This is a genomic window from Azospira sp. MPR-E4, from assembly GCF_058809645.1.
Genome location: NZ_JBXAST010000038.1, coordinates 11,558 through 29,980 on the forward strand (window position 1 = coordinate 11,558; position 18,423 = coordinate 29,980).

At 65.0% G+C, this 18,423-nt stretch carries 17 protein-coding genes and 1 riboswitch; of the genes, 4 read left to right on the forward strand and 13 right to left on the reverse strand.

Features of this window, described 5'->3' with window-relative positions; all coding sequences use genetic code 11:
- Positions 1-6: 6 nt before the first annotated feature.
- From infB to AC1RTA_RS11775, 13 genes are all read right to left on the reverse strand, one after another.
- A complete protein-coding gene (gene infB, locus AC1RTA_RS11715) occupies positions 7-2,799 on the reverse strand; it encodes a translation initiation factor IF-2 (protein ID WP_014237750.1) in 2,793 nt (930 codons plus the stop codon).
- A gap of 22 nt (positions 2,800-2,821) precedes the next feature.
- Positions 2,822-4,294 (reverse strand): transcription termination factor NusA, encoded by a 1,473-nt coding sequence (gene nusA / locus AC1RTA_RS11720; protein WP_014237751.1) that lies wholly within the window; start codon positions 4,292-4,294, stop codon positions 2,822-2,824.
- A gap of 36 nt (positions 4,295-4,330) precedes the next feature.
- Positions 4,331-4,792 (reverse strand): ribosome maturation factor RimP, encoded by a 462-nt coding sequence (gene rimP / locus AC1RTA_RS11725; RefSeq protein ID WP_014237752.1) that lies wholly within the window; start codon positions 4,790-4,792, stop codon positions 4,331-4,333.
- Positions 4,793-4,983: 191 nt separating this feature from the next.
- On the reverse strand, positions 4,984-5,874 hold the full coding sequence (rluB, locus tag AC1RTA_RS11730; RefSeq protein WP_492784795.1) for a 23S rRNA pseudouridine(2605) synthase RluB: 891 nt from the start codon (positions 5,872-5,874) through the stop codon (positions 4,984-4,986).
- 244 nt (positions 5,875-6,118) lie between these two features.
- Positions 6,119-6,676: an SMC-Scp complex subunit ScpB gene (scpB, locus tag AC1RTA_RS11735; RefSeq protein ID WP_014237754.1), complete on the reverse strand. Its 558-nt coding sequence runs from the start codon at positions 6,674-6,676 to the stop codon at positions 6,119-6,121.
- Positions 6,657-7,580, reverse strand: a complete 924-nt coding sequence (locus tag AC1RTA_RS11740; RefSeq protein WP_492784796.1) for a segregation and condensation protein A — start codon at positions 7,578-7,580, stop codon at positions 6,657-6,659. The genes scpB and AC1RTA_RS11740 overlap by 20 nt, the downstream gene beginning before the upstream one ends.
- A gap of 1 nt (position 7,581) precedes the next feature.
- Positions 7,582-8,784, reverse strand: a complete 1,203-nt coding sequence (locus AC1RTA_RS11745) for a tryptophan--tRNA ligase (protein WP_014237756.1) — start codon at positions 8,782-8,784, stop codon at positions 7,582-7,584.
- A 13-nt stretch (positions 8,785-8,797) separates the two neighbouring features.
- Entirely contained in the window at positions 8,798-9,451 is a 654-nt protein-coding gene (locus tag AC1RTA_RS11750; RefSeq protein ID WP_014237757.1) for a site-2 protease family protein, read from the reverse strand.
- A gap of 68 nt (positions 9,452-9,519) precedes the next feature.
- Positions 9,520-10,143, reverse strand: coding sequence for an L-threonylcarbamoyladenylate synthase (locus tag AC1RTA_RS11755; RefSeq protein WP_014237758.1), 624 nt, complete (start codon positions 10,141-10,143; stop codon positions 9,520-9,522).
- Positions 10,144-10,154: 11 nt separating this feature from the next.
- Complete coding sequence (locus AC1RTA_RS11760; protein WP_130458570.1) at positions 10,155-10,994, reverse strand: 3',5'-nucleoside bisphosphate phosphatase; 840 nt, start codon at positions 10,992-10,994, stop codon at positions 10,155-10,157.
- Positions 10,995-11,073: 79 nt separating this feature from the next.
- Entirely contained in the window at positions 11,074-11,940 is an 867-nt protein-coding gene (locus AC1RTA_RS11765; RefSeq protein ID WP_492784797.1) for an alpha/beta fold hydrolase, read from the reverse strand.
- 56 nt (positions 11,941-11,996) lie between these two features.
- Positions 11,997-12,470 (reverse strand): bacterioferritin, encoded by a 474-nt coding sequence (gene bfr / locus AC1RTA_RS11770; protein ID WP_014237761.1) that lies wholly within the window; start codon positions 12,468-12,470, stop codon positions 11,997-11,999.
- Between the two features lie 137 nt (positions 12,471-12,607).
- A complete protein-coding gene (locus tag AC1RTA_RS11775; protein ID WP_014237762.1) occupies positions 12,608-12,814 on the reverse strand; it encodes a (2Fe-2S)-binding protein in 207 nt (68 codons plus the stop codon).
- 250 nt (positions 12,815-13,064) lie between these two features.
- A riboswitch (glycine riboswitch) is annotated at positions 13,065-13,174 on the forward strand.
- Positions 13,175-13,389: 215 nt separating this feature from the next.
- On the opposite strand from AC1RTA_RS11775, the gene gcvT reads away from it, so the two are divergent.
- The 4 genes from gcvT to AC1RTA_RS11795 all read left to right on the forward strand — a co-directional run bounded on the left by gcvT (position 13,390) and on the right by AC1RTA_RS11795 (position 18,402).
- Entirely contained in the window at positions 13,390-14,481 is a 1,092-nt protein-coding gene (gcvT, locus tag AC1RTA_RS11780; RefSeq protein WP_492784798.1) for a glycine cleavage system aminomethyltransferase GcvT, read from the forward strand.
- 51 nt (positions 14,482-14,532) lie between these two features.
- Complete coding sequence (gcvH, locus tag AC1RTA_RS11785) at positions 14,533-14,919, forward strand: glycine cleavage system protein GcvH (protein WP_014237764.1); 387 nt, start codon at positions 14,533-14,535, stop codon at positions 14,917-14,919.
- Between the two features lie 62 nt (positions 14,920-14,981).
- Positions 14,982-17,882, forward strand: coding sequence for an aminomethyl-transferring glycine dehydrogenase (gene gcvP, locus AC1RTA_RS11790; RefSeq protein ID WP_492784799.1), 2,901 nt, complete (start codon positions 14,982-14,984; stop codon positions 17,880-17,882).
- Positions 17,875-18,402, forward strand: a complete 528-nt coding sequence (locus AC1RTA_RS11795) for a glycine cleavage system transcriptional repressor (RefSeq protein ID WP_492784800.1) — start codon at positions 17,875-17,877, stop codon at positions 18,400-18,402. The genes gcvP and AC1RTA_RS11795 overlap by 8 nt, the downstream gene beginning before the upstream one ends.
- Positions 18,403-18,423 lie beyond the last annotated feature (21 nt).

Sequence of the window (18,423 nt, forward strand, 5' to 3'; positions counted from 1 at the left end):
CGTGCCTTACAGGCTCCGGGCGATTTCCTGGATTTCGTACACTTCCAGTTGATCGCCTTCCTCGATTTCATTGAAGTTCTTCAGGGACAGACCGCACTCGAAGCCGCCCTTCACTTCCTTCACGTCATCCTTGTAACGCTTCAGGGAGTCCAGCTCGCCATCCCACTGCACCACGTTGTTGCGCAGCAGACGGACGCGGGAATTGCGCTTGACCACGCCTTCCAGCACCAGACAACCGGCGATGGAACCGACCTTGGAAATGCGGAAGACCTGACGGATCTCCACCAGACCGGTGATCTGTTCCCGCTTTTCCGGGGACAGCATGCCGGACAGGGCTGCCTTCACCTCATCCACGGCGTCGTAGATGATGTTGTAGTAGCGGATATCCACGCCGAAGGTATCGGCCGCCTTGCGGGCGCCGGCATCGGCACGGGTATTGAAGCCGATGATGACGGCCTTGGAGGCGGATGCCAGGTTCACGTCGGTTTCGGTAATGGCACCGACCGCCGCGTGGATCACGTTCACCCGCACTTCGTCGGTGGACAGCTTGTTCAGGGATTGCACCAGGGCTTCCTGGGAACCTTGCACGTCGGATTTGACGATCAGCGGCAGGAACTTGGCGGCGCCCTCGCCCATGTTGTCGAACATGGACTCGAGCTTGGCGGCCTGCTGCTTGGCCAGCTTCACTTCGCGGAACTTGCCCTGACGGAACAGGGCGATTTCACGGGCCTTGCGCTCATCGGCCAGCACCATGGCTTCCTCGCCGGCAGCCGGCACGTCGGACAGACCCTGGATTTCCACCGGGATGGAAGGACCGGCCTGGTCGATGGGCTTGCCGTTCTCGTCCAGCATGGCGCGCACCTTGCCGAACACCTGACCGACCAGGACGATGTCGCCCCGCTTCAGGGTGCCGGACTGCACCAGGATGGTGGCCACGGGGCCCTTGCCCTTGTCCAGACGGGCTTCGATGATGATGCCCTTGGCCGGAGCATCCTTGGGCGCGGTCAGTTCCAGCACTTCGGCCTGCAGCAGCACATGCTCCAGCAGGTCGTCGATACCGGTACCCTTCTTGGCGGACACCGGCACGAAGGGGGAATCGCCGCCGTACTCTTCCGGCACCACGCCTTCGGCAATCAGTTCCTGCTTGACGCGGTCCGGATTGGCTTCGGGCTTGTCGATCTTGTTCACCGCCACCACCAGGGGCACATTGGCCGCCTTGGCGTGGTGGATGGCTTCCTTGGTCTGGGGCATGACGCCATCGTCGGCCGCCACCACCAGGATCACCAGGTCGGTGGCCTTGGCACCGCGGGCCCGCATGGCCGTGAAGGCCTCGTGACCCGGGGTGTCGAGGAAGGTCACCATGCCGCGGGGAGTTTCCACGTGGTAGGCGCCGATGTGCTGGGTAATGCCGCCGGCTTCGCCGGAAGCCACGCGGGTGCGACGGATGTAGTCGAGCAGGGAGGTCTTGCCGTGGTCCACGTGACCCATCACGGTCACCACCGGGGCGCGGGGCTCCTGCTTCACATCCACATGCTCGACGGCGTCGTCGAGGAAGGCATCCGGATCATCCAGCTTGGCCGCCAGTGCCTTGTGGCCCATTTCTTCCACCACGATCATGGCGGTTTCCTGGTCCAGCACCTGGTTGATGGTGACCATGGAACCCATCTTCATCAGGGTCTTGATCACCTCGGTGGCCTTGACTGCCATCTTGTGGGCCAGATCGGCCACGGAAATGGTTTCGGGCACGTGCACTTCACGCACGATGGGTTCGGTCGGCGCCTGGAAGGCATGGGCTTCGTCGTTGCCGCCGCCATGGCGCTTGCCATGCTTGCCGCCGCCACTGCGCCAGCCGCTGTTGGCATCGCCGCCACGGGTCTTGAGACCGGGACGCTTCTTGTTGCCGTCGTTCCAGCCGCCTTCCTTCTTGGCACCGGGCTTGGCGTCGCCGGGCTTGCCGGCGGGCTTATGCAGGGTGCGGTCGGCGGGCTTGTCGTCTGCCGGCTGGGCCACCTGGTGGGCGGTCGCCGCCTTCTTGGCAGCTTCGGCGGCCTTCAGGGCCACGGCCTTTTCCTCGGCTTCACGCCGCAGGCGCACCAGTTCGGCGGCGCGGGCCTGCTTTTCCTGGTATTCCCGCTGCTGGTGTTCCAGCAGGGCCTGGTGGCGACGGGCCTCTTCTTCCCGGGCTTTCATCTCGGCTTCGCCGATGACGGAAACCATGCTGCGCTTGACCACCTTGGTGCGGGTCGGCGCGGCAGCCGGAGCAGGCTCGGCGGCAGCCACGGGCTCCTCAGCCGGAGCAGCAACGGGCTCGGGAGCGGCTTCCACCACGGGTTCGGGCACAGGCTCGGGTGCGGGTTCGGGAGCAACTTCCACCACGGGCTCGGGCACAGGTTCGGGCGCGGCCTCGACCACGGGTGCAGCCACGGGCTCGACAACCGGCTCAGCCTGAACGGCAGCTTGCTGGGCTTCTTCGACTGCTGCCTCGACCACGCCTTCGCCGGCTTCACGCTTGACCAGGACGCGCTTCTTGCGCACTTCGACCTGGACGGTACGAGTCTTGCCGGTGGAATCCTGGGCCTTGATCTCGCTGGTCTGCTTGCGGGTCAGGGTAATCTTGTTCTTGCCCTGGGCTTCGCCGTGGCTGCTGCGCAGGTAGTCGAGCAGACGGGTCTTGTCCTGCTCGGAGAGCTGATCTTCAGCGGCTTGCTTGCTGACGCCGGCTTTCTGTAGCTGTTCCAGAAGAACAGCGGCCGGCATTTTCAGCTCGGCGGCAAATTGGGATACGGTGGTTTGCGCCATATTTACTTCTCTCCCTTCCCTCTCACTCGAACCAGTGCGAGCGGGCGTTGGTAATCAGTTGCTTGGCGCGATCTGCGTCAATGCCGGTAATTTCGGTGAGTTCATCCACAGCCAGGTCGGCCAGGTCGTCCAGGGTTTTCACACCGCCGGAAGCCAGCTTGGCAGCCAGGGACTTGTCCATACCGTCCAGGGCCAAAAGGGAATCTTCCACACCTTCGAGTTGCTCTTCGGTGACGATGGCTTCGGTCAAAAGCACATTACGGGCGCGGTTACGCAGCTCGTTCACCGTATCTTCGTCGAAGGCCTCGATTTCCAGCATTTCCGCCAGGGGCACATAGGCAACTTCTTCCAGGGTGGAGAAGCCTTCGTCGATCAGGATGTTGGCAACTTCCTCGTCCACATCCAGTTTTTCCATAAACAGCACACGGGTGGCAGCGGTTTCTGCTTCCACCTTCTTTTCCGACTCTTCCTGGGTCATCAGGTTGATGTTCCAGCCGGTCAGCTCGGAGGCCAGGCGCACGTTCTGGCCGCCGCGGCCGATGGCGATGGCCAGGTTGGCCTCGTCCACCACCACGTCCATGCTGTGCTTTTCCTCGTCAACCACGATGGAGCTGACTTCGGCCGGAGCCAGGGCGCCGATGACGAACTGGGCCGGATCCTGGGACCAGTGCACGATGTCCACGCGCTCGCCGGCCAGTTCGTTGGTGACGGCGGTGACGCGGGTACCGCGCATGCCGACGCAGGTACCGATCGGATCCACGCGGGGATCGTTGGACTTCACGGCGATCTTGGCGCGCATGCCGGGATCCCGGGCAGCAGCCTTGATTTCCATGAGGCCGTCTTCGATCTCGGGCACTTCCAGATCGAACAGCTTGATGATGAATTCCGGCGCGGTGCGGGAGAGGATGATCTGGGGACCGCGGGCATTGCGGTCGATGCGCAGCAGGAAGGCCTTGACCCGGTCGCCGACGCGCAGGTTTTCCTTGGGGATCATCTGGTCCCGGGGCAGCAGGGCCTCGATCTTGCCGGCTTCGATAATGGCGTTGCCGCGCTCCATGCGCTTGATGGTGCCGGAAACGATGTGTTCCTTGCGCTCCAGGAAGTCGGCCAGGATCTGCTCCCGCTCGGCATCGCGGATGCGCTGCAGGATGACCTGCTTGGCGGCCTGGGCGCCGATACGGCCGAAGTCGATGGGCTCCAGGGATTCCTCGATCACGTCGCCGACTTCCACGCCTTCGTCCTGCTTCTGGGCTTCGGACAGGGGCATTTCCAGGAACTCGTTGACGTAGGTTTCGTCAGCCACCACCTGCCAGCGGCGGAAGGACTCGTACTCGCCGGTATTGCGGTCGATCACGACGCGCACGTCGGCTTCGTCGTTAATACGCTTCTTGGTAGCGGATGCCAGGGCCGACTCCAGAGCGCCGAACACCACATCCTTGGCAACGTTTTTTTCGCGCGCCAGTGCATCCACCAGCAACAAAATCTCGCGGCTCATTGCTTTTCTCTCCTCGTATCTGCCTTCAACCCGCCATCAATCAAACTTCGGCTCCAGCCGGGCCTTGTCGATATTGCCCGGCTCGAGGGCCACTTCGCCCTCTTCCTTGCCGCTGTTCTTGTCAATCAGGCGCACGCAGACCTTGCCGTCGCGCACGCCCATGAGAATGCCGTTGTAGTTGCGCCGGTTGTTCAGCGCCACGCGCAAGCGGATATGCACTTCCTGGCCGGCAAAGCGATCGAAATCGGCCAGCTTCTTCAAAGGCCGGTCGAGACCGGGGGAGGAAACCTCCAGCCGGTCGTAATCGATGTTTTCCACCATCAGCACGCGGGAAAGCTGGTTGCTCACGGCAACGCAATCCTCCACGCCGATACCGCCCTCCTTTTCAGGCTGGTCGATAAAGACGCGGATAACCCGGGCCCGGGGCGTCAGTTCCAGGTCCACCAGCTCGTAACCCAGGCCGGTGACCGTATTTTCAACTAATGAGTGCAGATCCATGCGCTACAAATAAAAAATGGGCGAAACGCCCATCCAAAAAGTTACCCGCCCAAAGCTGGGCAGGACGATGAAAACTTTTGAATTATATCGGAAAACAACAGCCCGGACAACGGCTTTCCTGCCGGAAAGCCGCTACCCGGGCTCCAAACGACCCTGGGGGTAGCCGCGGATCGGGCCGCAGCGGCCCGAAATCACTTCCGGGTACGCTTATCCCGCTTCTGGATCACTTCCGGTGCCGGCAGGCCAAATTCCCGCATCAGCTTGGCCACATCCATGTCCGTCAGCTCCATGGTGCTGCCCCGCTTGAGGCGGGCCGGCAGGACAAAGGGGCCGTAACGCACGCGGATCAGGCGGCTGACCGTGGCCCCTACGGCTTCGAACATACGCCGCACTTCCCGGTTGCGACCTTCGGACAAGGTCACCCGGTACCAGTGGTTGGCCCCCTCGCCGCCCGCGTCCAGCAGGGTGGTGAAGCGGGCCGGACCGTCTTCCAGTTCGATGCCGGCGGCCAGCTGCTTGAGGGTGGCGTCGTCCAGGTCGCCCAGCACCCGCACCGCGTACTCCCGCTCCAGGTTGTAGCGGGGGTGCATCAGCCGGTTGGCCAGGTCGCCGGAGTTGGTGAACAGCAGCAGGCCGCTGGTGTTGTAGTCCAGCCGCCCCACCGCCACCCAGCGGCTGCCGCGCATGCGTGGCAGGAAGTCGAAGACGCTGTCACGGCCTTCCGGGTCGTCGCGGGAGACGATCTGGCCTTCGGGCTTGTGGTAGAGCACCACCCGGGGCAGGCGCAGGGAGCCGAAACGCAGATGCACCAGGCGGCCGCTGACCTTGACCTTGTCTTCCGGCCCCACCAGCTGGCCCACTTCGGCCGGCTTGCCATTGACCGTGACGCGGCCGGCGGCAATCCACTCCTCCATGTCGCGCCGGGAACCGACGCCGCTCTGGGCCAGGATCTTGTGCAGGCGCTCGGGCTTGGCCTCCACCGGCGCATTGCGGCCGCTGCGGCCGACGGCGCGGGGCGCAGGGGCATTGCGGCCGGCACCGCGACGGGGACGGGGCGCTTCCAGCTCCTCCGCTTCCTCCACGGCGGCGACAGGCTCGGGACGGGGGCGGGTGGGCGCGCGGAACGGTGTCCGCTTTGCCGCGTCCCGCGCGGGTTTCGGGCCAGGCCGGCCAGAAGCCGCGCCAGTGCTGCCTGAGCGACGACCATGGGGAGCGGGGTCGGAACCCTCCACCCACTCGGCGCCGTCGTCCCGGCGCGGACGGCCGCCGGCAGGGCTGCGGCGGGGTGCCTGGCCCGTCTTGGGTGCGGCAGGCTTACGGGGAGGCTTAGGAGGCATCGCTTAATTCCAGTGTTTGATTGAGTTGTTCCAGGGGCGGCAGCTCGGTCAGGCTGCGCAGCCCCAGATCGTCGAGAAATTTCTTGGTGGTGGCAAACAGGGCGGGACGGCCCGGGGTATCCCGGTAGCCCACCACATCGACCCAGCCCCGCTCTTCCAGGGCCTTGATGACCTGGGTGGCGACGGTGACGCCGCGGATGTCCTCGATGTCGCCCCGGGTCACGGGCTGGCGGTAGGCAATGATGGAGAGGGTCTCCAGCACTGCCCGGGAATACTTGGGCGGCTTTTCCGGATTGAGGGCTTCCAGATAGGGCATGTACTCGGTGCGGGTGCGGAAGCGCCAGCCGGTGGCCAGCTGGACCAGTTCCACGGTGCGCTCGCTCCACTCCTCCCGCAGCTCGTCGAGCAGCTTGCGCACCACTTCCGGCGCCAGCTCGCCATCGAACATCTGGCGCAGTTCGGACACCGAGAGGGGCTGCTGGGCGGCCAGCAGGGCCGCTTCCAGGATGCGCTTGATCTCGGCGGGGTTAGACGGTAACTGGGGCATCGCCCTCTCCTTCTTCCGCAGGGATTTCGACTATCTGCCCCGCCTCTTCCTCGGTCAGGGGCGTTTCCGCGTCGTCGGCAATGGCCAGGCGCACGTAGATGGGCATGAAGGCCTCGGCCTGGGTGATGCGGATCAGCCGCTCCCGGGCCAGTTCCAGCATGGCCAGGAAATGCACCACCACGGAAGGGGCGCCCAGCTCCACGTCGAACATGTGGATGAACTCGACGAAGCCGTCCGCTTCCTTCAGCTGGCGCAGGATCAGGCCCATGTGCTCGCGCACCGACAGCTCTTCCCGCTGCACCTTGTGGGAGGTATGCAGCTGGGCCTGGCGCAGGATGGACTGCCAGGCCTGCTGCAGGTCCGCCACCGACACGTCGGGGAAACGCTGCATCTGGGATTTTTCCACCCAGGTCTCGACCCAGACGAAGTCCCGCTCGGCCTGGGGATGCTCGTTCAGGCGCACCGCCGCCAGCTTCATCTGCTCGTATTCGATGAGGCGGCGCACCAGTTCGGCCCGGGGATCCTCCACCTCGTCCTCTTCCGCCTGCTTGGCCCGGGGCAGCAGCATGCGGGATTTGATCTCGATGAGCATGGCGGCCATCACCAGATAGTCGGCCGCCAGCTCCATGTTCTGGGAGCGCATGGCTTCCACGTACTCCAGGTACTGGAGCGTCAGGGGCGCCATGGGAATGTCGAGCACATTCACGTTGGCCTTGCGGATCAGGTAGAGCAGCAAGTCCAGGGGGCCTTCGAAGGCATCCAGCATCACCGCCATGGCGTCGGGCGGGATGTACAGGTCCAGGGGCAGCTGCTCCAGGGGCTGGCCGTAGATGCGGGCCAGGGCCTCCTGGGCCGGCGCCGCCTGGGGGGGCGGGATGTCGTCGAGGACCGGAGTATCGCTCATGTCAGGCGTAGTTCAGGCCCATGGCGGCGCGCACATCGGTCATTGTTTCCTGGGCCAGGCGGCGGGCCTTGGCGCAACCGTCGTTGACGATCTCCCGCACCAGGGCCGGATTGTCCAGATAGACCTGGGCCCGCTCCCGCATGGGCGCCTGTTCCTTGAGGATGCCGTCGATCACCGGCTGCTTGCATTCGATGCAGCCGATGCCGGCGGAAGTGCAGCCCTGGCGCACCCACTCCTTGGTGGCCCCGTCGGAATAGACCTGGTGCAGTTGCCACACCGGGCACTTGTCCGGATTGCCGGCGTCGGTGCGGCGCACCCGGGCCGGATCGGTGGGCATGCGCTTGACCTTCTGGGTGACGGAGGCTTCATCCTCCCGCAGGGTGATGGTGTTGCCGTAGGACTTGGACATCTTCTGACCGTCCAGGCCGGGCATGCGCGAAGCCTCGGTAAGCAGGGCATCGGGCTCTACCAGGATCATCTTGCCGGTGCCTTCCAGATGGCCCAGCAGGCGCTCCCGATCCACCAGGGACAGGCTCTGGGCCTCGTTCACCAGGCGCTTGCCCTCCTCCACCGCGGCAGCATCGCCGTCCTGCTGGAAGCGGGTGCGCAGCTCGTTGAAACGCTTGCCCACCTTGCCGCCCAGCTTCTTCACCGCTTCCAGGGCCTTCTCCTCGAAGCCGGGCTCCCGGCCGTAGAGATGGTTGAAGCGACGGGCGATTTCCCGGGAAAACTCCAGGTGGGGAATCTGGTCCTCGCCCACGGGCACCCGGTTGGCGCGATACACCAGGATGTCGGCAGACATCAGCAGGGGATAGCCGAGGAAACCGTAGGTGGTGAGGTCCTTGTGGGAGAGCTTTTCGATCTGGTCCTTGTAGGTCGGCACCCGCTCCAGCCAGCCCAGGGGCGTCATCATGGACATCAGCAGGTGCAGTTCGGCGTGCTCGGGCACCCGGGACTGGATGAAGATGGTGGCCTGATTGGGGTCCACGCCGGCGGCCAGCCAGTCGATCACCATGTCCCAGGCGGCCTTCTCGATGATGTCCGGCTGGTCGTAGCTGGTGGTCAGGGCATGCCAGTCGGCCACGAAAAACAGGCAGGGGTAGTCGTGCTGGAGCTTGACCCAGTTCTTCAGGACCCCGTGGTAGTGGCCAAGGTGCAGGCTGCCCGTGGGGCGCATGCCGGAAAGGACTCGTTCCGCGTACATGGTGATGTTTGTCTCAGGCTTGGAAATTGAAAATCAGGGCCAACAGGTAACGCATGATACCCATCAGCGGATAAAGGATGCTGGCCAGCACGCCGGAAAAGAGCAGCAGGATCAGGATCGGGAAGCCCCAGGGCTCCACCCGGGAAAAGGCGACGGCCTGGCGGTAGGGCAAAAGGCTGACGGCGATGCGGCCGCCATCCAGAGGCGGAATGGGCAGCAGGTTGAGCAGCATCAGGCCGATATTCACGTCCATGCCCAGGTCGGCCATGCGCTCCAGGGGCAGGGTATAGGCATTCACCGGCAGCAATTGGGCCAGCTTGAGCATGCAACCCCAGCCGATGGCCATGGCCAGGTTGGCCAGGGGGCCGGCGGCAGCCACCCACAGCATGTCCTGCTTGGGACGGCGCAGGCGGCCGAAATCCACGGGCACCGGCTTGGCATAGCCGAACAACAGGCTGCCGCCGGAAAAGAGCAGGATCAGCACCGGAATCAGGATGGTGCCTACCGGATCGATGTGGCGCAGGGGATTGAGGCTGATGCGCCCCGCCGCGTAGGCCGTCAGGTCGCCGAAGTGGCGCGCCACATAGCCATGGGCGGCCTCGTGCAGGGTGATGGCGAAGATCACCGGCAGGGCTGCAATGGCAAGGGTCTGGATCAGTTGGTCCATGGCGCGTCAGCGTAATAAAGGGGGGATTCTACCAAAGGGACCGACCCGGTTCCGGTCGGCCGTGCCGGTCAGAGACCGAAGGGGGCCAGCGCTCCGCGGCCGGCCCGCACCAGTTCCGGTGCCCCGCTGGTAAGGTCAATGACGGTGGTGGGCTCGGTGCCGCAATGGCCGCCATCCAGGATCAGCTCCAGCTGGTCGTCGAGACGGTCCTGGATCTCCCAGCCTTCGGTAAGGGGCGCTTCATCCCCGGGCAGCTGCAGGGTGGCGGTGAGCAGGGGCTCGCCGAACTCCTCCAGCAGGGCCAGGGCGCCCAGATGGTCGGGCACCCGCAGACCGATGGTCTTGCGCTTGGGGTGCATCACCCGTCGCGGCAGTTCCTTGGTGCCTTCCAGGATGAACACGTAACTGCCTGGCGTGACCGTTTTGAGCAGGCGGTACTGGGCATTGTCCACCCGGGCAAAGTGGGCAATCTGGGACAGGTCGCGGCACATCAGGGTCATGTGGTGCCGGTCATCGACGCCGCGGATGGCCCGCAGCCGATCCAGGGCCTCCTTGTCGCCCAGATGGCAGGCCAGGGAATAGCAGGAGTCAGTGGGAAAGGCGATCAGCCCCCCCTCCCGCAGGACCTGGGCGGCCTTGGCCAGCATGCGGGGCTGGGGATTGTCGGGATGGAGGGAAAGATATTCGGCCATGGCGTGGATGATCAGACGAAACGGGAGCAGATGGGCGTGAGGCCGTCCGGCAGGGGCGAGAGGCGCCCCAGGTCGGTATAGCTCTCCTCCGGCCCGTGGAAGTCGGAGCCGCGGGAGGCGAGAAAGCCGTAATGGCGGGCCAGGCGGGCGAAATGATGGATCTGGTCGGGGCTGTGGCTGCCGGTCACCACCTCGATGCCCTCCCCGCCCGCATCCTTGAACTGGCCCAGAAAACGGCGCAAGGCTGCATTGGAAATCTTGTAGCGCCCCGGATGGGCTACCACGGCCACACCGCCGGCGGCACGAATCCAGCTGACCGCGTCCTCCAGGGAAGCCCAGCGATGTTCCACGTAGCCGGGCTTGCCCGGGGTGAGGTAGTTGTCGAAGACGTTGTGCACGTCCTTGCACAGGCCGATCTGCACCAGATAGCGGGCGAAATGGGCACGGGAAATCAGGTTGGGGTTTTCCGCATAGGCCATGGCGCCCTCGAAGGCGCCGCGGATGGCAATGGCGTCCAGGGCCTCGGCCATGCGTCTGGCCCGTTCCACCCGGCCGCTGCGGATGCCGGCCAGCCCTTCGTTCAGAACCGGATTGGCGGCATCGAAGCCCAGGCCCACCACGTGGATGGAAAGGCCTTCCCATTCGATGGAAACTTCCACGCCATTGACTAGGCCCATGCCCATTTCCTCCGCCGCAGCCCGGGCGGCGGGCAGGCCGGCCAGATCGTCATGGTCGGTCAGGGCCAGCAATTGCACCCCGTTGCCGGCGGCGCGGCGCGCCACTTCGGCCGCCGGCAGCAGGCCGTCGGAAGCGGTGGAGTGGCAGTGGAAATCCCAGTTCAGGTCAGACATCGGCAGGTCGCGACAAAGGCGCCCCAAGACAGCAGGAAAGCGCGGAATCATAGCACAGGGGCCGCGCCGCCCCTTGGCCTCAGGCCGTGATGAAGGACTCCAGCAGCGCTGCCACCGCCTCGGGCGCATCGTGATGCAGCATGTGGCCGGCATCGGCCACCACGGCTTCCCGGGCCGAGGCAAAACAGCCCAGGCGTTCCCGATAGTCGCCCTCGTCTATATGAAAGCGTTTGAGGAAAGAGGTTTCCGCTCCCCGCACCCACAGGGTGGGCGCCTGGACCCGGCGCCAGCAGGCCTTGGCTTCCTCAAGCCGGTAGAGCAGCGGACTGGGGGCCTTGTGCCAGGGATCGCCGGCCCACTTCACACTCCCGTCATCGTCGATGCGCCCCAGATGGGTGGCCAGGAACTCGGCCCGAGCCGGTGTCAGGCGCGGGTTGTCCCGGCGCAGGCGGGATGCCAGGGCGGTCCGGTCGGAGTAGGCATGGAGTGAGGGCGGCGCAGCCAGTTGATCCAACCAGGCCGACAAGCGTTCCGGCGCCTGGGCCGGGACCATGTCATTGATACCGAAACCTTCCAGGGAGACCAGGTGACTGATCCGCTGGGGCCGCAATCCGGCGTACAGGCAGGCCACGTTGCCGCCCATGCTGTGCCCCACCAGCGGCACGGCCTGCCGGGGGAACAGGCTGTCCAGCATGGCATCCAGATCACCCAGGTAATCGGCGAACCAGTAGGGCCCCCGATTTTCCTGGCTGTCGCCGAAGCCCCTCCAGTCCGGTGCCAGCACGGACCACTCCCGACTCAGGGCATCCACCACGAACTGGAAGGAGGCGGCAACGTCCATCCAGCCGTGCAGCAACACCAGGGGCGGCGCCTCGGCAGGCCCCCAGCGGCGCAGGGCCTGGCGACGGCCGCGCAGGGAGAGATATTCGACTCGGCTCGGTTTCATGGCAGGCAAATGAAAAGGGCCGGCACAGGCCGGCCCCGGGTGTGGTGGCGCAGGACTCAGTCGTCGTGCATCTGGGACTGCAGGTAATTAGGCAGGGTCACCTTGGCGATCAGCTCCAGCTGGGTTTCCAGCCAGTCCACATGCTCTTCCTCGCTTTCCAGGATGTCTTCCAGCAGATCCCGGGTGACATAGTCGGCCACGCCTTCACAGTAGGCAATGGCTTCGCGCAGCAGGGGGATGGCGGCCAGTTCCAGCTTCAGGTCGCACTCCAGCATTTCCTTGGTGTTCTCGCCGATGAACAGCTTGTTCAGCTGCTGCAGATTGGGCAGGCCTTCGAGAAAGAGAATGCGCTCGATCACCTTGTCGGCATGCTTCATCTCGTCGATGGACTCGTGGTACTCGTGTTCGTTGAGCTTCTTCAGGCCCCAGTTCTTGTACATGCGGGCATGCAGGAAGTACTGGTTGATGGCGGTCAGCTCGTTGGCCAGAATCTTGTTGAGGTACTGAATGACTTTTTTATCGCCCTTCATGGCTGGCTCCTGATTCGTTGGGGAATGGATGCCGGTAGATTAGCACAAGGCACAAAAAAGAAGCCCCCGCGCCGATGTGACGCGAGGGCAAGGGGAAAAAGCGGAACGGACTGCCCGACCGAACCGCAACCCGAGGTTCAACAATGCTTGGCGTTAGCGCATTTGCCGCAGCCCCGGCACTGGCCCAGTTCGTCGCGCAACTGCTGGCGCACTTCCCGGGCGCATTTGCCGCAGCAGGTGCCCACCCCCAGCTCGTCGCGCAGGTCGGCAAGCGTGGAGGCGCCCATGGCTACGGACGCTGAGATCTGGCGATCAGTAACGGCGTGGCAGACACAGACATACATGGCGGGTGCTCCTGAACAAATGGATGGCTAACAAACTAATGAGAATTATTATCACAAACTCATCCAAATGCAAGTGCTTCTCAACAAATATTTATCAACCCATGTAGCAAGCCAACTCCCGCCCCTCCCGGAGGCCCTTGCCAGACACCCGGGCGACGGCCTGAAATCGAGCATTGGCGCGGTCTGGCAAAACGCCGCTGGCAGCGCCGCCCGGGCTTGTTGTCATGCCCCCTGCCTTTGGGTATAGTCCGCCGCGCAAACGGGAGAGCGCGGCCCGGCTTCCACGGGCTGCCGCCGAAGGCGCAATCCACCATTCGCTAGCCCCGAAATCGCTCAGGCAAAAAGGACCGTTTGCGGCAGAACATCTCTGGAGAGCGGCCCCCGATCCGGGCGGCCCACCGAAGGGGGCAACGGCCGCTGTTTCTCCATCCTTGGGTGGAACGAACGGGGGCCGCAACACTCTCAGGTTGCAGGACAGAGGGGGCGAGCCGGAAACCAGAACTGCCTGGCATTTTCCGGCTCGCCCCTTTTTCGTTTTCAGAATCGGCTTTCACAGCCCCGCCCAAGGAACTGAAATGACGAAGCAAACCGTCCTCAACAAGGCCCACCGCGCCCTCAATGCCCGCATGGTGGATTTCGGCGGCTGGGACATGCCGGTGAACTACGGCTCCCAGATCGAGGAACACCATGCCGTGCGCAACGACTGCGGCATGTTCGACGTCTCCCACATGTGCGCCGTGGATGTCACCGGCGCCGACGCCAAGACCTTCCTCCTGCGCCTCATCGCCAACAACGTGGACAAGCTGAAAGTCCCGGGCAAGGCCCTCTACAGCGCCATGCTCAACGAGGCCGGCGGCGTGGTGGACGATCTCATCGTCTATTACCTCACCGACACCCACTACCGGGTGGTCATCAACGCCGGCACCGCCGACAAGGATCTGGCCTGGATGGATCAGCTCCTGGGTCAGTGGCAGCTGGACGTCTCCGTCATTCCCCTGCGCGAAGGTCCCAAGGCCGTGGCCATGATCGCCGTGCAAGGCCCCCAGGCCAAGGCCAAGGTGTGGCAGGTGCTGCCCGAGGTGAAGGCCGCCACGGAAAACCTGGCACCCTTCTTCGGCACCCAGATCGGCCAGTTCTTCATTGCCACCACCGGCTACACCGGCGAGGACGGCTTCGAGATCGCCCTCCCCGCAGCCAAGGCCGAGGACTTCTGGAATGCCCTGATCGCCGCCGGCGTGCGCCCCTGCGGCCTGGGCGCCCGGGACACCCTGCGCCTGGAAGCCGGCATGAACCTCTACGGCCAGGATATGGACGAAACCGTCTCTCCCCTGGACGCCGGCCTAGCCTGGACCGTGGACCTCAAGTCCGAGCGGGACTTTGTCGGCAAAGCCGCCCTCCTCGCCAACGGCCAGAAGGCCCAGTTCCTCGGCCTCAAGCTGCTGGACAAGGGCGTGTTGCGGGCCCACCAGAAGGTGGTGACGAGCCAGGGCGAAGGCGAAATCACCAGCGGCACCTTCTCCCCCACCCTGGAACAGTCCATCGCCCTGGCCCGCCTGCCCCTGGGCGTCGCCCTCGGCGACACCGTGCAGGTGGATATCCGCGGCAAGCTGCTCAATGCCCAGGTGGTAAAACCCGTTTTCGCCCGTCACGGCAAGGCCGTGGCCTGATTCACCCCGATTTCAGCAATCAGAATTCACATTCAACTTAAGGAGAGTTCCATGTCCAACGTTCCCGCCGATCTGAAGTACACCAAGAGCCACGAATGGGTCCGCCTCGAAGCCGACGGCAGCGTCACCGTGGGCATCACCGACCACGCCCAGGAGGCCCTGGGCGACCTGGTCTTCATCGAGCTGCCGGAAGTGGGCAAGACCCTGGCCGCCGGCCAGGAAGCCGCCGTGGTGGAATCCGTGAAGGCCGCCGCCGACGTGTACGCCCCCATCGCCGGCAGCGTCACCGCCGTCAACGAGGCCGTGGTGGATGCCCCCGAGACCCTCAACCAGGACGCCTACGCCGCCTGGCTGTTCAAGCTGCAGCCGGCCAACGCCGGCGACCTGGGCGCCCTGCTCGATGCCGCCGCCTACGGCGCCGTGGCCGACAGCGAATAAGCCAGCAGACAAGGGAAGGGCAAAGCCCCTTCCCTTTTTCTTTCCGCCTCCCGAGATTGCCCATGTCCGATACCCTGCCCCAGTCCCTGTCCGCCCTGGAACAGAAGGACGAGTTCATCGCCCGCCACATCGGCCCCTGCGCCAGCGAAATGAGCCAGATGCTGGCCGCCATCGGTGCCGCCAGCCTGGATCAGCTGGTGGACCAGACCGTGCCCGCCGCCATCCGCTTCCCTGCCGACCTGCCCCTGCCTGCCCCCCGGCGCGAGCACGAGGCCCTGGCAGATCTGAAGGCCCTGGCTGGGCGCAATGTGGTGAAGAAGTCCCTCATCGGACAGGGCTATCACGAGACCCTGACGCCCAAGGTGATCCTGCGCAACGTGCTGGAAAACCCGGGCTGGTACACCGCCTACACCCCCTACCAGGCCGAGATTGCCCAAGGCCGTCTGGAAGCCCTGCTCAACTACCAGCAGGTGATCATCGACCTCACCGGCCTGGAACTGGCCAACGCCTCCCTGCTGGACGAGGCGACCGCCGCCGCCGAGGCCATGACCATGGCCCGCCGCGTCTCCAAGTCCAGCTCCAACCGCTTCTTCGTGGACGAAGCCTGCTTCCCCCAGACCATCGACGTGGTCAAGACCCGGGCTGCCTACTTCGGCTTCGAGCTGATCTTCGGCCCGGTGGAAGAAGCCGCCACGGTGGACGTCTTCGGCGCCCTGCTGCAATACCCCAACGACAAGGGTGAGGTCAGCGACCTCAGCGCCACCATCGCCGCCCTGAAGGCCAAGGGCGCCGTCACCGCCGTGGCCTGCGACCTCATGGCCCTGGTGCTGCTCAAGCCCCCCGGCGCCATGGGAGCCGACATGGCCCTGGGTTCCTCCCAGCGCTTTGGCATTCCCATGGGTTTCGGCGGCCCCCATGCCGCCTTCTTCGCCTGCAAGGACGAGCACAAGCGCTCCGTGGCCGGCCGCATCATCGGCGTCTCCGTTGATGCCCGGGGCAACAAGGCCCTGCGCATGGCCCTGCAGACCCGGGAACAGCACATCCGCCGGGAGAAGGCCAACTCCAACATCTGTACTTCCCAGGTGCTGCTGGCCAACATGGCCGGCATGTACGCCGTCTATCACGGCCCCGAGGGTCTCAAGACCATCGCCCGCCGCATCCACCGCCTGGCCGCCATCCTGGCTATGGGCCTGACCAAGGCCGGCATAAAGCAACTCAACGCCTGCTACTTCGACACCCTGCTGCTGGACCTGGGAGCCAAGGCCCTCACCGTGTACCAGGCCGCCCAGAACGCCGGCTACAACCTGCGTCTGATCGAGGGCGGCCGCCTCGGCATCGCCCTCAATGAAAAGACCACCCGGGAAGACGTGGCCGCCCTGCTGCAGCTCATCGCCGGGGTGAAGGTAGATATTGAAGCCCTGGACGCCCAGGTGGCCGCTGCCGACCCGGCCCTGCCGGCCGAGCTGCTGCGCAGCGACGCCATCCTCAGCCATCCCGTGTTCAACACCCACCACACCGAACACGAGATGCTGCGCTACCTGAAGAAGCTGCAGAACAAGGACCTGGCCCTGGATCACTCCATGATCTCCCTGGGTTCCTGCACCATGAAGCTGAACGCCACCAGCGAGATGATTCCCGTCACCTGGCCCGAGTTCGGCGACATCCACCCCTTCGCCCCCCTGGACCAGGCGCAGGGCTATGTGGAAATGATTGAGCAGCTGGCCGACTGGCTGAAGACCGTCACCGGCTTCGACGCCGTCTGTATGCAGCCGAACTCCGGCGCCCAGGGCGAATACGCCGGCCTGGTGGCCATCCGCCGCTACCAGGAGGCCAACGGCCAGGGCCAGCGCGACATCTGCCTGATTCCCAAGTCCGCCCACGGCACCAACCCGGCCACCGCCCAGATGGCCGGCCTGCAGGTGGTGGTGGTGGATTGCGACGACAACGGCAACGTGGACGTGGCCGACCTCAAGGCCAAGGCCGAGCAGCACGCCGCCAAACTCTCCTGCCTGATGCTCACCTACCCTTCCACCCACGGGGTGTTCGAGGAAGCGGTGAAGGATATCTGCGACATCGTGCACGCCAACGGCGGCCAAGTGTATATGGACGGCGCCAACCTCAACGCCCAGGAGGGCCTCACCGCCCCCGGCTTCATCGGCGCCGACGTCTCCCACATGAACCTGCACAAGACCTTCGCCATCCCCCACGGCGGCGGCGGCCCGGGCATGGGTCCCATCGGCCTCAAGGCCCATCTGGCCCCCTACATGGCCGACCACGCGGTGCAGGCCACCGGCCCTGCCGAGCGCAAGCACAAGGGCCAGGGCGCCGTTTCCGCCGCTCCCTTCGGCTCCGCCTCCATCCTGCCCATTTCCTGGATGTACATCGCCATGCTGGGCGGCAAGGGCGTCAAGACCGCCACCCAGGTGGCCATCCTCAACGCCAACTACGTGGCCGCCCGCCTGCAGGAACACTACCCGGTGCTGTACCGGGGCAAGAACGGCCGCGTCGCCCACGAGTGCATCCTGGACATCCGTCCCATCAAGGCGGCCACCGGCATCGCCGAGATCGACATCGCCAAGCGCCTCATGGATTACGGCTTCCACGCCCCCACGGTGAGCTTCCCGGTGGCTGGCACCATCATGGTGGAACCCACCGAGTCTGAATCCAAGGCCGAGCTGGACCGTTTCATCGACGCCCTGATCGCCATCCGCAATGAAATCCGCAAGGTGGAAGCGGGCCAGTGGCCGGCGGACAACAATCCGCTGAAGCACGCCCCCCACACCCAGAAGGACCTGGCCGACGAGGTCTGGAGCCGCCCCTACAGCCGTCAGGAAGCCTGCTATCCCCTGCCCTGGGTGGCCGAGAACAAGTTCTGGCCCAGCGTGAACCGCATCGACGACGTGTACGGCGACCGCAATCTCTTCTGCGCCTGCGCCCCTGTGGAGGACTACCAACATGGCTGATCAGATCCTGGTGCTCACCGTCATCGGTGACGACCGCCCCGGCCTGGTGGAGCAGCTGTCCACCGCCATCTCCGCCCATCAGGGCAACTGGCTGGAATCTTCCATGTCCCGCCTGGCGGGCAAGTTCGCCGGCATCCTCAAGGTCAGCGTACCGGCCGAGCAGGCCCCAGCCCTGCAGCAGGCACTGGCCGGCCTCTCCCTGCTCAAGGTGACGGTGGAAAGCTCCCCCGAAAGCCAGGAAGCGCCCAAGGGCCGCCGCCTGCGCCTTTCCCTGGTGGGCCACGACCGCATCGGCATCGTGCGCGAGGTCTCCCAGGTGCTGGCCCGCCACGGCGTCAATGTGGAGGAGCTGGCCACCCACACCTCCAGTGCCCCCATGTCCGCCGAAATCCTCTTCCACGCCCAGGTCAGCCTGCTGGCCGGGCCGGAGCTGGATGTGCGCGGCCTCACCGGCGAGCTGGAACGGCTCTCCAACGATCTCATGGTCGATATCTCCCTGGACGAAAAACTCAGCGTCTGAGCTTCCCGACCCCCTCCGCCC

Coding starts and splice junctions, on each gene's coding strand:
- AC1RTA_RS11775 (WP_014237762.1), bottom strand. CDS start 12,814: ATGTATGTCTGTGTCTGCCACGCCGTTACTGATCGCCAGATCTCAGCG.
- nusA (WP_014237751.1), bottom strand. CDS start 4,294: ATGAGCCGCGAGATTTTGTTGCTGGTGGATGCACTGGCGCGCGAAAAA.
- AC1RTA_RS11760 (WP_130458570.1), bottom strand. CDS start 10,994: ATGTCTGACCTGAACTGGGATTTCCACTGCCACTCCACCGCTTCCGAC.
- infB (WP_014237750.1), bottom strand. CDS start 2,799: ATGGCGCAAACCACCGTATCCCAATTTGCCGCCGAGCTGAAAATGCCG.
- AC1RTA_RS11795 (WP_492784800.1), top strand. CDS start 17,875: ATGGCTGATCAGATCCTGGTGCTCACCGTCATCGGTGACGACCGCCCC.
- AC1RTA_RS11745 (WP_014237756.1), bottom strand. CDS start 8,784: ATGTACGCGGAACGAGTCCTTTCCGGCATGCGCCCCACGGGCAGCCTG.
- bfr (WP_014237761.1), bottom strand. CDS start 12,470: ATGAAGGGCGATAAAAAAGTCATTCAGTACCTCAACAAGATTCTGGCC.
- AC1RTA_RS11740 (WP_492784796.1), bottom strand. CDS start 7,580: ATGAGCGATACTCCGGTCCTCGACGACATCCCGCCCCCCCAGGCGGCG.
- scpB (WP_014237754.1), bottom strand. CDS start 6,676: ATGCCCCAGTTACCGTCTAACCCCGCCGAGATCAAGCGCATCCTGGAA.
- gcvH (WP_014237764.1), top strand. CDS start 14,533: ATGTCCAACGTTCCCGCCGATCTGAAGTACACCAAGAGCCACGAATGG.
- AC1RTA_RS11765 (WP_492784797.1), bottom strand. CDS start 11,940: ATGAAACCGAGCCGAGTCGAATATCTCTCCCTGCGCGGCCGTCGCCAG.
- gcvT (WP_492784798.1), top strand. CDS start 13,390: ATGACGAAGCAAACCGTCCTCAACAAGGCCCACCGCGCCCTCAATGCC.
- AC1RTA_RS11755 (WP_014237758.1), bottom strand. CDS start 10,143: ATGGCCGAATATCTTTCCCTCCATCCCGACAATCCCCAGCCCCGCATG.
- gcvP (WP_492784799.1), top strand. CDS start 14,982: ATGTCCGATACCCTGCCCCAGTCCCTGTCCGCCCTGGAACAGAAGGAC.
- AC1RTA_RS11750 (WP_014237757.1), bottom strand. CDS start 9,451: ATGGACCAACTGATCCAGACCCTTGCCATTGCAGCCCTGCCGGTGATC.
- rimP (WP_014237752.1), bottom strand. CDS start 4,792: ATGGATCTGCACTCATTAGTTGAAAATACGGTCACCGGCCTGGGTTAC.